This window comes from Glutamicibacter sp. TV12E, assembly GCF_052441935.1.
Lineage (GTDB): Bacteria > Actinomycetota > Actinomycetes > Actinomycetales > Micrococcaceae > Glutamicibacter.
The window spans coordinates 2,384,998-2,397,602 of the sequence record NZ_JBQVVF010000001.1; the positions used below are offsets into that span (position 1 = coordinate 2,384,998).

Annotated in this window: 10 protein-coding genes; 8 read left to right on the forward strand and 2 right to left on the reverse strand. The window is 60.4% G+C overall.

Going from position 1 to position 12,605, the window contains the following annotated elements; translation table 11 throughout:
- Positions 1 to 12 precede the first annotated feature (12 nt).
- Positions 13 to 798: an enoyl-CoA hydratase/isomerase family protein gene (locus tag ACT7DV_RS11160; RefSeq protein WP_444662600.1), complete on the forward strand. Its 786-nt coding sequence runs from the start codon at positions 13 to 15 to the stop codon at positions 796 to 798.
- 130 nt (positions 799 to 928) lie between these two features.
- On the opposite strand, the gene ACT7DV_RS11165 is transcribed toward ACT7DV_RS11160, so the two are convergent.
- Positions 929 to 1,381, reverse strand: coding sequence for an Lrp/AsnC family transcriptional regulator (locus tag ACT7DV_RS11165; RefSeq protein WP_146275808.1), 453 nt, complete (start codon positions 1,379 to 1,381; stop codon positions 929 to 931).
- 225 nt (positions 1,382 to 1,606) lie between these two features.
- Between ACT7DV_RS11165 and pdhA the strand changes: the two genes are divergently transcribed.
- The 4 genes from pdhA to ACT7DV_RS11185 all read left to right on the forward strand — a co-directional run bounded on the left by pdhA (position 1,607) and on the right by ACT7DV_RS11185 (position 6,546).
- On the forward strand, positions 1,607 to 2,770 hold the full coding sequence (gene pdhA / locus ACT7DV_RS11170) for a pyruvate dehydrogenase (acetyl-transferring) E1 component subunit alpha (RefSeq protein WP_444662602.1): 1,164 nt from the start codon (positions 1,607 to 1,609) through the stop codon (positions 2,768 to 2,770).
- Between the two features lies 1 nt (position 2,771).
- Positions 2,772 to 3,854, forward strand: coding sequence for an alpha-ketoacid dehydrogenase subunit beta (locus tag ACT7DV_RS11175; RefSeq protein WP_444662604.1), 1,083 nt, complete (start codon positions 2,772 to 2,774; stop codon positions 3,852 to 3,854).
- Complete coding sequence (locus ACT7DV_RS11180; RefSeq protein WP_444662605.1) at positions 3,855 to 5,291, forward strand: dihydrolipoamide acetyltransferase family protein; 1,437 nt, start codon at positions 3,855 to 3,857, stop codon at positions 5,289 to 5,291.
- A 238-nt stretch (positions 5,292 to 5,529) separates the two neighbouring features.
- Entirely contained in the window at positions 5,530 to 6,546 is a 1,017-nt protein-coding gene (locus tag ACT7DV_RS11185) for a DUF3093 family protein (protein ID WP_444662607.1), read from the forward strand.
- A 27-nt stretch (positions 6,547 to 6,573) separates the two neighbouring features.
- On the opposite strand, the gene ACT7DV_RS11190 is transcribed toward ACT7DV_RS11185, so the two are convergent.
- A complete protein-coding gene (locus ACT7DV_RS11190; RefSeq protein WP_444662608.1) occupies positions 6,574 to 7,437 on the reverse strand; it encodes a phosphatase PAP2 family protein in 864 nt (287 codons plus the stop codon).
- Between the two features lie 80 nt (positions 7,438 to 7,517).
- Here ACT7DV_RS11190 and ACT7DV_RS11195 point away from each other — a divergent pair, with 80 nt between their 5' ends.
- The 3 genes from ACT7DV_RS11195 (at position 7,518) to menD (ending at position 12,593) form a co-directional block, all read left to right on the forward strand.
- Positions 7,518 to 8,513, forward strand: coding sequence for an o-succinylbenzoate synthase (locus ACT7DV_RS11195; protein ID WP_444662610.1), 996 nt, complete (start codon positions 7,518 to 7,520; stop codon positions 8,511 to 8,513).
- Between the two features lie 123 nt (positions 8,514 to 8,636).
- Entirely contained in the window at positions 8,637 to 10,742 is a 2,106-nt protein-coding gene (locus ACT7DV_RS11200; RefSeq protein WP_444662612.1) for a PhoX family protein, read from the forward strand.
- 147 nt (positions 10,743 to 10,889) lie between these two features.
- Positions 10,890 to 12,593, forward strand: a complete 1,704-nt coding sequence (menD, locus tag ACT7DV_RS11205; protein WP_444662614.1) for a 2-succinyl-5-enolpyruvyl-6-hydroxy-3-cyclohexene-1-carboxylic-acid synthase — start codon at positions 10,890 to 10,892, stop codon at positions 12,591 to 12,593.
- Positions 12,594 to 12,605 lie beyond the last annotated feature (12 nt).

The following is a 12,605-nucleotide window of genomic DNA, read 5'->3' on the forward strand; positions in this document are numbered from 1 at the left end:
CAGGGAGCAACCATGATCGAACTGACGATTGCCGATTCGGTAGCGCGCGTTGTGCTCAATGCGCCGCAGAAGATGAACTCCTTGGATGAGCAGGCCTTGGCCGAGCTGTCGCGGGCTTATGACACGGCGGCTGCTGGCGTCGCCGATGGCACCGTCCGCGCGTTGGTGCTGACCGGCCAGGGGAGGGGATTCTGTGCGGGACGTGATATCTCCAGGGTGGATCCGGCCGATGATGATGTCATCGGCTACCTCGAAGGCAAGGTGCAGCCTTTGCTGGAAAAGATGTCCAATTTCCCGGCACCAACCTTCGCCCTGGTCCAGGGAGCGTGCCTGGGAGTTGGGCTGGGCCTGGCGATCGCTACCGACGTGGTCTATGTTGCGGAGAACGCCAAGATCGGTTCCCCCTTTGCCAATCTTGGCGCGACGCTGGATTCCGGTGGGCATTGGCTGTTCACTGAACGCCTAGGGGCCCACCGCACCTTGGATATGATCTACACGGCCGAATTGATTTCGGGGGCCGAGGCCGTGCGCTCGGGATTGTTCTCCCGAGCGTTTCCTGCCGAAGAATTGGCGAGCCGCAGCGAGGTCTTGATTGCAAGAGTTGCCCAAGGCGCCACCCAGGCATTTGTCGCGTCCAAGCAATTAGTGCAAGAAATCCGGGACCAGAGAGCAGGGCTCTGGGCTTCAATGAACAATGAAAATCGTGCCCAGGCCGCTTTGTGCGAGACGCCTGATTATGCTGAAGGATTCAAATCCTTCCAGGAGAAACGGCCGCCGGTATTTTTCGGCAAGAAGTAATGCCTGGCGGGCTTATTCCTGCCTGAAACAAGAAGCTGCTCCCTGGCCGCTGGTTCTCTTCGAACCGGTGGCTCCAAGGAGCAGCTTCTAGTCCTTTATGAGCTTTGGCCCGATGGTCGGGTCCCAGGCCTTAGCGGGTGTCAGTGTCCTCGAAGATCAGATGGGTTTGGGTATCGAGCACCGTGGGCAACGCCTGCAGTTCCTCGAAAACCACCCGGCGCAAATCCAGATTGTCCTTGGCGCGCACCAGAAGAATCACATCAAAGTTTCCTCCGACTAGGCCAATGTGCTGAACTTCGGGAATGGAGGCAAGATGATCTCGCAATTCCCTCCATGAATGCTGGCGAAGTTTCAGAGTGACATAGGCGCTGGCCTTGAGCCCTGCCTTGACCGGGTCAATTACTGCTGTATAACGCGTGATCACGCCAGCTTCTTGCAGCTTGGCGATGCGTGAATAGGCATGGGCGCGCGACACATGGACCTTCTGGGCAACCGTCGTTACCGACTGGCGTCCGTCCTTGGTCAGTTCCGCCAGAATGGCACGGTCAACCTCATCAAGTTTCAGCTCCGCTTCCGCGGCCATGACTCTCCTTTTCAATGTGTCTGACATCTCAACGCCAAACACATTTTATTGAAACATTTCGTCTACAAGTATACGTATCTGAATCACAACTTTCCACGATTCTTGGCTTGAGTGGATACAGAATGCAATCTCTACGCATAATTGATTGCAAATGATGTTTAGGTGAACTGAGTCACAAGGGCGTGCGCCCATGGACTGAGCCCAAAGTACGGAAGGCGGGAGAACATGAGCGCAGAAGCTACCTCGGATCGCATGTCTGAAGTCAGCAAGAAGTTCGGCATTAGCCCTGAAGATTACATGCTGCCAGCACGGCACATGATCAACCTCTTGAACCCGGATGGATCGCTTCGCCCGGAGAACGAGCAAGGCACCGAACCGGGGCACGAGTACCCACTGCCAAGTCCTGCACGGCTCATGGAAGCCTACGCTGCGCTGGTTACCGGGCGCCGTGTGAATGACCAGAACTCCGCGCTGGTTCGCCAGGGACGCATGGCCGTGTACCCATCAAGCCATGGCCAAGAAGCCTGCCAGATCGCCGCGGCGCTCTGCCTGGAAGAAAACGACTGGCTCTTCCCGACCTATCGCGACACCGTAGCCGTGCTCACCAAGGGCGTAGCCCCGATGGAAGTCATGACCAGCTTCCGCGGCGAATGGCACTGCGGCTATGACCCCAAGGCCTACAAGTGCGCTCCGATGTCCACGCCGCTGACCACCCAGCTGCTGCATGCCGTTGGCGTTGCCCACGCGGCCAAGCTGCGCGGTGAAAATACCGTGGTGGTCGCCATGTGCGGCGACGGAGCCACCAGCGAAGGCGACTTCCACGAAGCGCTCAACTTCGCTGCAGTATTCAATCTGCCGGTGATCTTCTTCGTGCAGAACAACAAGTACGCCATCTCCGTTCCACTTTCGCACCAGAGTGCCGCCCCGTCGCTGGCTCACAAGGCAGTGGGCTATGGCATGGCCGGCGAGCGCGTGGATGGAAATGACCTGATGGCCCTGATGGCCATCATGACCCGTGCGGTGCGCATGGCCCGCGAAGGCAATGGGCCGCTGCTGATTGAAGCCCATACCTACCGCATGCAGGCGCACACCAACGCCGATGATGACAAGCGCTACCGCGAGGACTCGGAGGTGCAGGCCTGGATCGCAAAGGACCCGGTCACGCGAATGAAGGCGTATCTCGACGACGCCGGGCTGCTGACCGATCAGGTGGTTGCCAAGATCGCCGAGGATGCCGAAGCCGTGGCCAAGACCCTGCGCGATGGCATGAACCAGGACGCCAATACGGATCCGCGCGAACTCTTTGAACATGTTTATTCCACCAAGAGCACCCAGCTCGCCGAGCAGCAGGCCCTGCTTGCTGATGAACTAGACCGCGAGGAGGCCTAGGATGACCGCCACAACATCGCGCGTCAACCCCAATGTGAGTGCCGCTACCGCACGTGCTGCTGCCAAAGCCGCCAGCGAAAACCAGCCGGTGACCTTCGGCAAGGCCCTGAATACCGCGCTCGCCGACGGGCTTGTCGCTGATGACTCCGTCGTTATTTTTGGCGAGGACGTGGGAACCCTCGGTGGCGTCTTCCGCATCACCGATGGCCTGACCGCCCGCTTCGGAGCCGAACGCTGTTTCGACACCCCGCTGGCTGAATCAGGCATCGTCGGCATGGCGGTTGGCATGGCCATCAACGGCATGCGCCCAGTCATCGAAATGCAGTTTGATGCTTTTGCCTATCCAGCCTTCGAGCAGGTCGCTTCGCATGTGGCCAAGATGCGCAACCGCACCCAGGGCAAGCTGTCGCTGCCGATGGTGATTCGAATTCCCTACGCCGGCGGCGTAGGCGGCGTCGAGCACCACTGTGATTCCTCGGAAGGCTACTACGCCCACACGCCTGGCCTGAAAGTATTCACGCCCTCTTGCGTGGAAGACGCCTACCTGATGCTGCGTGAGGCCATTGACTCGGATGATCCGGTGGTCTTCTTCGAGCCAAAGAAGCTGTACTGGTCCAAGGAGCAGGTGGACCTTGAGCAGCTGGCCCAAGAGTACGAGGCAAAAAAGAGCGCACCGACTGAAGGCCGCGCACGAATCGCTCGCGCCGGCAGTGATGCCACGTTGATCACCTACGGGCCAAGCGTCTCAACCGCCTTGGAGGCAGCCAAGATGGCAGCCGAAGAAGGCATCAACCTGGAAGTGATCGACGTGCGCAGCATCGTTCCCTTTGATGACGAGACGGTGTGCGCTTCGGTGCGCAAAACCGGTCGGGCCATCGTGGTGGCCGAAGCCCAGGGATTTGCTTCGGTAGCCAGCGAAATCGTTGCTCGTGTGCAGGAGCGTTGTTTCCATTCACTTGCAGCGCCGGTATTGCGGGTGACTGGCTTTGATATTCCATATCCAGCGCCAACGCTGGAAAAGTTCCATCTGCCCAGCGCCGAACGCATCCTCGATGCCGTCGATCAACTTCAGTGGGAGGCATAAATGACTGTCAAGACCTTCTTATTGCCGGACCTTGGCGAAGGACTGACCGAGGCGGAACTCGTGCGCTGGATGGTTGCCGCCGGCGATATCGTCGCGGTGGATCAGCCGATTGCGGAAGTGGAAACGGCTAAGTCCCTCGTTGAGATCCCGTGTCCCTTCGAAGGCGTCGTCTCGACCTTGCATGGTGAAGCGGGCCAGATGATGCTGGTGGACGAGCCATTCATTTCCGTGAATACCGGTGGGGAAGAGGCACCTGCTGCGCCAGAGTCCAACGGCGAGCGCGCGCAGTCCTACCGGGAAGAAGAGCTGGCTGGAACCCAGGCGCCGGCGGGCCATGCCGCACAGGATTCTGAAGAGGACGAGGGCAGCGGCAATGTCCTGATTGGCTACGGCACCGGTTCGGCCCAGCGCAAGACCAGCCGCCGGCGCAAGCCGCGAGGCATGGGCGCTGGAGATTCGATCGCAGTCCAGGAAGCGCGAGAAGCGGTTCGCGTGATCAATCCGCTGGTGCGCAAGCTGGCGCGCGAGAATTCACTCGATATCTCCTCGGTGAAGGGCAGCGGCCCGCAGGGGCTGATCCTGCGCTCCGATGTTGAAGCTGCACTGGCTCGTCCAGTTCAAGAACCGTCTGCCAGCGCTTCGTTGGCCCTTGGCTCGCCGCAAGCCTCGGCGGCGATGGCAGCGAAACCCGGGCAGGCGGCTGACGTTGGGGACAAGGATTCGCGCACGGGCTTGCCTGTGGCTTCCTCCGAGCTGCTGGCTGGTGTTCGAAAGACCATTGCGCACGCCATGAGCACTTCTCGTCGAGAGATCCCGGAGGCCACCGTGTGGGTCGATGTGGATGTCACGAAGTTGTTGAAGCTTCGCTCCAAGATCAAGGAAGCCGAGGGCCAAGCACCGAGCGTCATGGCGTTGATTTCGCGCTTTGCCGTGGCTGGGCTGCAACGCTTCCCTGAACTCAATAGCCGCATCGAGGTGGAATCTGACGGCTCCCTGCGACATACCCTCTTCGAGGGGGTCAATCTTGGTTTTGCTGCGCAGACCGAGCGCGGCCTGGTGGTGCCGAATGTGCGTGGAGCCCATAAGCTCAATGCCCAGGAGCTTTCGGCCGAGTTCGCGCGCCTGGCTTCGGTGGCCCGAGATGGCAAAGCGGGTGTGGCTGACCTTTCGGGCAGTACCTTCACGATCAATAACTATGGAGTCTTCAACGTCGACGGTTCGGCCGCGATCATCAATTATCCTGAGGCTGCCATTCTTGGCTTGGGGCGCATCATCGAAAAACCATGGGTTGTCAACGGCCGGCTCAAGGTCCGTTCCATCTGCGAATTGACGCTGAGCTTTGATCATCGAGTCTGTGACGGCGGCACTGCTGCAGGGTTCCTGCGCTACGTTGCCGATGCGATGACCGACCCGAAGCTGGCCCTGGCGACGTTGTAGCCACTACGGCGTGGAGCTGCTTGCCGAGCGGTGCTAATGATGTCCGTCGAACCCTTGAGGTTTGGCGGACATCATCCTTTTTGCTGATATTTCAGTATTGATTGATCATTTATTCGCATGTCAAGTTAGAGTTGATGGGGTAGGTAATGCATCCGCTTGCATGGTGGAAACAGATCCGCGAGGCCAGTGGCTCCGCCGGTGTGGGCGTCGATCAACTGGGATAAGGGATGGGACGAGGATGGTTATCCATACAGTGAAGAACCGCCCGTGGTTGTATGTTCTTTTGATCCTTCCGGTGATCATCGTCTTGGGCGTCTACCTCCCATTGGCCAATCGATTGCCAGGCATCACCGCTACGCACTGGTCATCCACCTACCCAGACGAATTTACCCGCACTGGAGTACTGGTGTCAGTGTCCATTGGTCTGAGTATCGCAGGAGCCATCATCGGGTTGAGCTCATTGGCTCAGCGCAGCAAACCGGCCTTGTTGCTGGCCCTGCTCTTTATTGGTTCCCTTCTTTCGTGGACCACCGCAGGGGTCTTCATCGGATCGGTGGTTCCAACCGCGCTTGCAGAAACACCTCAGACTGCCGTAATCGGCATCTGGATGCTCCCCATGGTGGCCTGTACGCTGTTGGCCCTTGCCCCGTTATGGATTTGCGGCGTGTACCAGTCCTATTCGAAGCACGTGCAAGAAGAGCGACAGGCGCGAATCAACCGGGCCCAAGGACTTGCGGCGCCCGCGCCGCGAGGCACCCAGGGTGCGGACGACACCGAATTCTGTGAAACCATGAAGGCCCCTTGGTGGCTGTGGGTGCTAGGGATTGTCGTTGCAGGAACAGGAGTATTCCTGCTCCTCCAAATCTCTATGCGTCCAGGGGCGATGGATTGGACCACAGCCATGATCGGCCTGGCAACTTGCCTGGTCATTACCCCGCTGCTCCTTGGACTGTGCTTGATCCGGGTGACTATAACTGAACAGCGCATTCGGGTGGCTTCGGCTATCTTTGGCTTTCCTTTGCGCACCATCAAGCCCGGGGAAATCCAATCGGTGACCAGCACCGAAATCGACCCCATGGCTTGGGGCGGATGGGGCTGGCGCTTCTTTCCTGGCGGATCGGCCGTGGTGCTGCGGCGTCATGAGGGTTTGGCCTTCGAGCTGAAGAATTCATCGAGATTTGCCGTGACCGTTCCAAATTCCCAGCGTGGCGCAGAGCAGCTGAACGCGCTCATGCAGAGGAACGGATCCTGCTAGTTCCTTTGCCGACGGACTAAGAGGCGTTTACTTCTGGAAGGTTCGCATCGGCCCGATCACGACGGAGCGCAAGGCCAGCGACGAGATCAGCGAGGCGGCAATGACGTGGAAGATTCCAAGGCACGCGTAAACCAGTTGCAGATTATCGGGGATCTTCTGGATATGCGGGTGCGGCAGGAAAAACGACAAGCCAATGATGATGGCCCAGACGATGATGCTGGCTGCTCCGACGCTTCTGGACCAGCTGGTCTTGCGCACCTCGTGGCTCAGCGGCTGGATGCGTTGCAAGACCGCGCTGGCCAGCACCATCCAGAAGGCCGACACCAGGAAGCCGGCAGCGATGTCGCTGGGCCGATGCCAACCGCACACCAAAGTGGCCACACCGGTGATCGTGGCAAAGAGCCATGCGATTGGCTGGACCACAGGTCGCAGCCTGGGCGGAGAAATGACATACATCAATCCCATCGCCGCTGCCGCCGCAGTGGTGTGCCCCGAGGGAAATGAATTGCCCGTCGTGCCAAAATTGAAATCCGGCCTGACCAGGACCTCATGCTTGAGCAACTGTGTAGTGGCCAATGCCGCGGCGCAGGCCAGAATCGCCACCGTGGCACGAAGGAACCGGCGATCCCTGATCACCCGGTAGAGCAGGAAAATCGCGGCAATCGCGCCGCAAATTACCGGAAGCAGATCAAGGAATTCACGGACCGGATCCAATAATTCGGTCCGCGGCCACCATTGGGACCAAGCCATGAACCCAGCCTGATCGGCCCACTGTCCGGCGCGAAGGTGGACAAAGAAAAAATACTCGATGCAGAAGAAGGAGACCAGCAGCAGCAAGGCCAGCCACCACCGAAGGTGGTGTGGGCGCGCGGCTGCTGAATGTCGAGGCATATCTCTAGCCTTGCACAATTTCTGCGTCAAACGTCAGCCGATGACACTGTAACCATGGCCACGCTCGCTAGGCTTAGAACATGAGCTTTGAACTTCCACCGCTGGCTGACTTGCTGGCACATAGCTACGTGGTCCGCCTCCCGATGCGCGTTAAATTCAGGGGAATCACCCAGCGAGAAGCACTGCTCATCGAAGGCCCCGAAGGGTGGGGCGAATTCTCGGCCTTTGTCGAATACGCCCCAGCCGAGGCGTCGCGCTGGCTGTCCGCTGGCATTGAAGCGGCGTACCAGCCTTTCCCCGAACCGCTGCGCACCACCATTCCGGTCAACGCAACCTTGCCCGCGGTATCGGCGAGCGAGGTAGGGGCCGTGCTGGAAAAGTACGATGCACCGCACACCATCAAGATCAAGGTCGCAGAACAGGGCCAGGGCCTCGAGCAGGACTTGGCCAGGGTCGCAGAAGCCCGTCGCCTCTATCCGCAGGCGGCGCTGCGGGTTGATGCCAATATGGGCTGGGATATCGGCCAAGCGGTCCATGCGCTCAAGGCCCTGAGCGAATTCGATCTGCAATACGCTGAACAGCCAGTGCCCGGCATCACCGGCTTGGCCGAGGTGCGAGAGCAATTGCGCACGGCAGGCATCGACCTGAAAATTGCTGCCGACGAGGCGGTGCGCAAGCACACCGACCCGCTGGAAGTCTCCCGGCTGGGTGCCGCAGACCTCATGGTGATCAAAGCCCAGCCACTGGGCGGAATCCAAGCTGTCCTGGACATTGCCCGACAGGCGGAGCTCGACGTCGTAGTGTCCAGCGCCTTGGACACCTCCGTGGGCCTATCCCAGGCCGCTGCGCTGGCTAGCGCACTGCCCGAGCTGCCTTATGCCTGCGGGCTCTCCACCGGAACCCTTTTTGCCGATGATGTCTGCGCCGAACCGCTGCTGGCTACCGCTGGTTATCTTCCGGTGCGGCGCATTGACGCCGATCCCCGAAAACTGAAGCAGCTGCGCCCCGAGCAGCAGCGGGTTGACTGGTGGTTACGAAGAGTCGAGCAGTGTTACGAACAACTAGTCAAAGACTAGTTTCCGACAACCATCTATTTCCCCGCAGTTAACTTGGGCGTTGCATTTTGCACACTTCAGGGTGAAAACCTCATATCGCGTCGTTCCCCTGACAGCGAGCCCCAACTGAGGAAGTGATGGATCATGAATCCAACCCGTACCCTTTTGCCAATGCTAGGCCATACCCGCGGCGGACGGTCCGCAGCAACCTGCCACTTCAAATGTGGAGATGCCTGCGTTAAGCCCGATTGCAACACCTCGACCAACAGCTACTTCAAAGACATCGCCGACAAGTCGCTCTCCCGCCGCAGCATGCTGGGCCTTGGCGCAATCGGTGCGTCGGCCTTGGTTGTCGGGCCACAGCTCTTTGGCGCGCAAGAAGCCAGCGCGGCGCCATTGGTGCCGCTGAAGAACGGCAACAACGCCGGCGGCCACCTGTCCTTCGACGCCATTGAGCCGGTGTCCCGATCGGTAGACAACGTCAGCGTTCCTGAAGGATATGACTGGAATGCCATCATCCGCTGGGGCGATCCGCTATTCAAGAACACCGCGCAATTCGACGCCACCAAGCAGAGCGCACGCAAGCAGGCCGAACAATTCGGCTACAATTGCGATTACCTCGACATCATCGTTGACAAGTACTCGGGCCGCACCGGCGTGCTGGTAGCCAACCATGAATACACCAACGAAGACATGATGTTCGACGCTGCCTGGTTCGAAGCGAACAAGGATGAAGCCCGCCGTATCGCCATGAACGCGCACGGCTTCAGCGTGGTCGAGGTCAAGCGCAAAAAGAAGGACAAGAAGTGGAGCTACGTCCAGGGCGGCGAGCGCAACCGCCGCATTACCGCGCAGACTGAATTCACCGTGGACGGTCCAGCAGCCGGAAGCCACCTGCTCAAGACCGTTGCCGATCCGACTGGAACCAAGGTCCTGGGCACCTTGAACAATTGCTCCGGCGGCACCACCCCATGGGGCACCATTCTCTCCGGCGAAGAAAACGTTGACCAGTACTTCAGCGGCAAGGGAACCGCCGAGGAAGCGCGCTACGGCATCGGCACCGGCGCCACCGAGCGCGGCTGGGAAGACACCGATCCACGCTTTGGCTTGGGCAACGAAGGCTACGAAAACGAGGCAAACCGCTTCGGCTGGGTCATCGAGATCGATCCGCAGGATCCCAAGTCCACCCCGGTCAAGCACACCAGCCTGGGACGCTTCAAGCACGAGGGCGCCAATGTGCGCATCGCCAAGAACGGCAAGGCCGTGGCCTACTCGGGTGACGACTCGCGCTTCGAGTACCTGTACAAGTTTGTCTCCAAGGGCACCTACTCCAAGCATGACCGCCAGCAGAACATGAAGCTGCTCTCCGAGGGCGACCTGTACGTCGCTCAGTTCAACGGCAACTCGCCAGCAAGCGAAATCGACGGCAGCGGCCAAGTTCCATCCGACGGCGCCTTCGACGGCGCCGGCACCTGGCTGCCGCTGGTCAAGGGCGGTGCCTCCATGGTCGACGGCATGAGCGTGGAAGAGGTTCTGGTCTACACCCGACTGGCCGCTGACAAGGTGGGCGCAACCAAGATGGACCGCCCGGAAGACGTCGAGCCAAGCCCGATCTCCGGCAAGCTCTACGTGGCCCTGACCAACAACTCGGACCGCGGCAAGGCCGGCAAGGAAGGCGCCACCGAGCCGAACCCGCGCATCTCCAACCGCGATGGCCACGTTATTGAACTGACCGAAGCCGGCAACGACGCAACCAGCACCAAGTTCACCTGGAACATCCTGCTGGTCGCCGGTGATCCCAAGGTCAACGGTTCCACCTACTTCTCCGGTTACCCCACCGACAAGGTCTCGCCAATTTCCTGCCCGGATAACTTGGCTTTCGACTCGAAGGGTAACCTGTGGATCTCAACTGACGGCGCTCCAAGCACCATCGGCTATTCGGATGCCCTGCACAAGGTCACCCTGACCGGCAAGGACCGTGGCCGAGTCGAGCAGTTCCTCGCCGTGCCAACCGGCGCGGAGACCTGTGGCCCGCTGATCCATGACAAGGACAACTCGGTATTTGTCGCGGTCCAGCACCCGGGTGAAGGCGGAACCTACGCTGCCCCAACGTCGCTGTTCCCGGACTACCTCGCCAACTCGGCAGCTGCTTCGGCGGGCCAGTTCTACGGTCCGCGTCCAAGCGTGGTGCAGGTCTTCAAGGAAGACTCGCACCCGGGCAAGGGGCATGGCAAGGGCAAGAACAAGTAGCCTGCAGTTTCTTTGGCCCTGAGGCGCCAGGGTGATCGGAACACCGATCACCCTGGCGCCTTCGCGCATCGTCGTACCACGTGAACCGGTGCCAAGGCATAGACTGGGAGAACTGCCGCAGCATAGGAATCGAAGGAGCCACACCGCGTGGGATTGCAGCAACCAGATCAGCAACTGGCCATCACCACGGCTCGTGCGGTGCTCGGCACTCTGATTCAAGCGGGTATCCGTCACCTGGTCATTTCTCCCGGCTCGCGCAGTGCGCCACTGGCCTATGCCGCGGCGGAAGCTGAATTTGCGGGGCTGCTCAGGGTCCATGTGCGAATCGATGAACGTTCGGCAGCCTTTATGGCCCTGGGTCTGGCGCAAAGCACCGCAACGCCTGTAGCCCTTGCAGCCACCAGCGGCACGGCCATCGGCCAGATGCTTCCGGCGGTGATGGAAGCCAACCACACTTCCACGCCACTGCTGGTTCTTTCGGCAGACCGCCCGGATGAATTGCACGGCACCGGCGCCAGCCAGAGCACAAAGCAAAAGGAGCTTTTCGGCGACCACGTGCGCGTGGCTCTCAACGTGCCTGCCGGTCACCAGGCCGGCGCCTGCGTTGAACAAGCGCTGGAAGCGTTGCAGGGCACAGGGCAGCTTCCCGCTGGCCCGGTCCAACTGAACCTGCAATTCCGGGATCCGCTCATTCCGGCAGACAATGAGAGCATCGGGAACCAGTACTGGACCCGGATCCAGCCAGGCCCCTGGCCTGCTGCCGGCGACGAGCTATCCGCGGCCGCGCCAGCGCCGGCCGCAGGCCTGCCCATCCGGCGAACCATCGTAGTGGCTGGACACGGGGCGGGGGCCACCGCGCAGGCGTTCGCCCAGGAATTGGGCCTTCCGCTGTTTGCCGAGCCGTCCTCCAATGCCCGGTTTTCGGCTCATGCCATCAGCCACTACCGTCCGCTGATCGCTGTCGGCGCGCAACGCATTGAACGAGTGGTGCTCTTCGGCCGGCCAACCCTCAGCCGCCCTGTTGCAAAGCTCCTGGCCGATCCGAAGATCCAATCCGCCATCTGGCAGCCTGCGCCTGTGGCGTGGTATGAGGCTGGCCGCCGCCGCGAAACCCCGATCAGCCAGTGGAATGAGCTTCAGGAATTCGCTGGAACCGCACCAAGCGGCTGGCTGGCGGCTTGGCAAGAACTTGATGCCCGGGCCCAGGGCCTCCGCGGCGATCTGAAGCGCGACGGCGCTATCAACGGACTTGAAGTTGCCGAAGCGATCTGGGAAGGCCAACCCGACGTGCTCCTGCTGGGCTCCTCGAATATCGTTCGCGATTTCGACCTGGCTTCTCGCCCGGGTGCCGCTGATGAGGCCACCGTGTACGCCAATCGCGGTTTGGCCGGCATCGACGGAACAATCTCCACCGCGCTGGGACTGGCCGTCGGAAGCGGGCGGCGGACAGTGGCAGTTATGGGCGACATTACCTTCGCCCATGACGCCAGCTCGCTGTCGTGGACTCCGGGGGAGCCGCAGCCGCAACTGGATGTGGTGGTGTACAACGACGCCGGCGGCGCCATCTTCTCCACATTGGAGCATGGAGCAGTTGATGGCTCCGGGCGTTATGCCAACGCCGTGGAGCGCTTATTTGCCACACCGCAGCAGTTTGATATTCAGTACCTGGCCAAGGCCTATGGGTGGCAGTATGAACGCGCCACGACAAAAGCTGAGCTGAAAAACCTGTTGGAGCAAACCGGGGGAGCAAGGCTGCGCTTGATCGAGGTACCCGCGTCGAGGGATCACCTGCGGGCGGATAGCCAGGAGCTGAATCACAAGATCGGGCAGCTGTCTTGGCCTGGATTGTGACCCACTTGATTG

Bases quoted from the DNA above. Each gene is read 5' to 3' on its own strand.
- ACT7DV_RS11160 (WP_444662600.1), top strand. From the start codon at position 13: ATGATCGAACTGACGATTGCCGATTCGGTAGCGCGCGTTGTGCTCAAT.
- ACT7DV_RS11165 (WP_146275808.1), bottom strand. From the start codon at position 1,381: ATGGCCGCGGAAGCGGAGCTGAAACTTGATGAGGTTGACCGTGCCATT.
- pdhA (WP_444662602.1), top strand. From the start codon at position 1,607: ATGAGCGCAGAAGCTACCTCGGATCGCATGTCTGAAGTCAGCAAGAAG.
- ACT7DV_RS11175 (WP_444662604.1), top strand. From the start codon at position 2,772: ATGACCGCCACAACATCGCGCGTCAACCCCAATGTGAGTGCCGCTACC.
- ACT7DV_RS11180 (WP_444662605.1), top strand. From the start codon at position 3,855: ATGACTGTCAAGACCTTCTTATTGCCGGACCTTGGCGAAGGACTGACC.
- ACT7DV_RS11185 (WP_444662607.1), top strand. From the start codon at position 5,530: ATGGTTATCCATACAGTGAAGAACCGCCCGTGGTTGTATGTTCTTTTG.
- ACT7DV_RS11190 (WP_444662608.1), bottom strand. From the start codon at position 7,437: ATGCCTCGACATTCAGCAGCCGCGCGCCCACACCACCTTCGGTGGTGG.
- ACT7DV_RS11195 (WP_444662610.1), top strand. From the start codon at position 7,518: ATGAGCTTTGAACTTCCACCGCTGGCTGACTTGCTGGCACATAGCTAC.
- ACT7DV_RS11200 (WP_444662612.1), top strand. From the start codon at position 8,637: ATGAATCCAACCCGTACCCTTTTGCCAATGCTAGGCCATACCCGCGGC.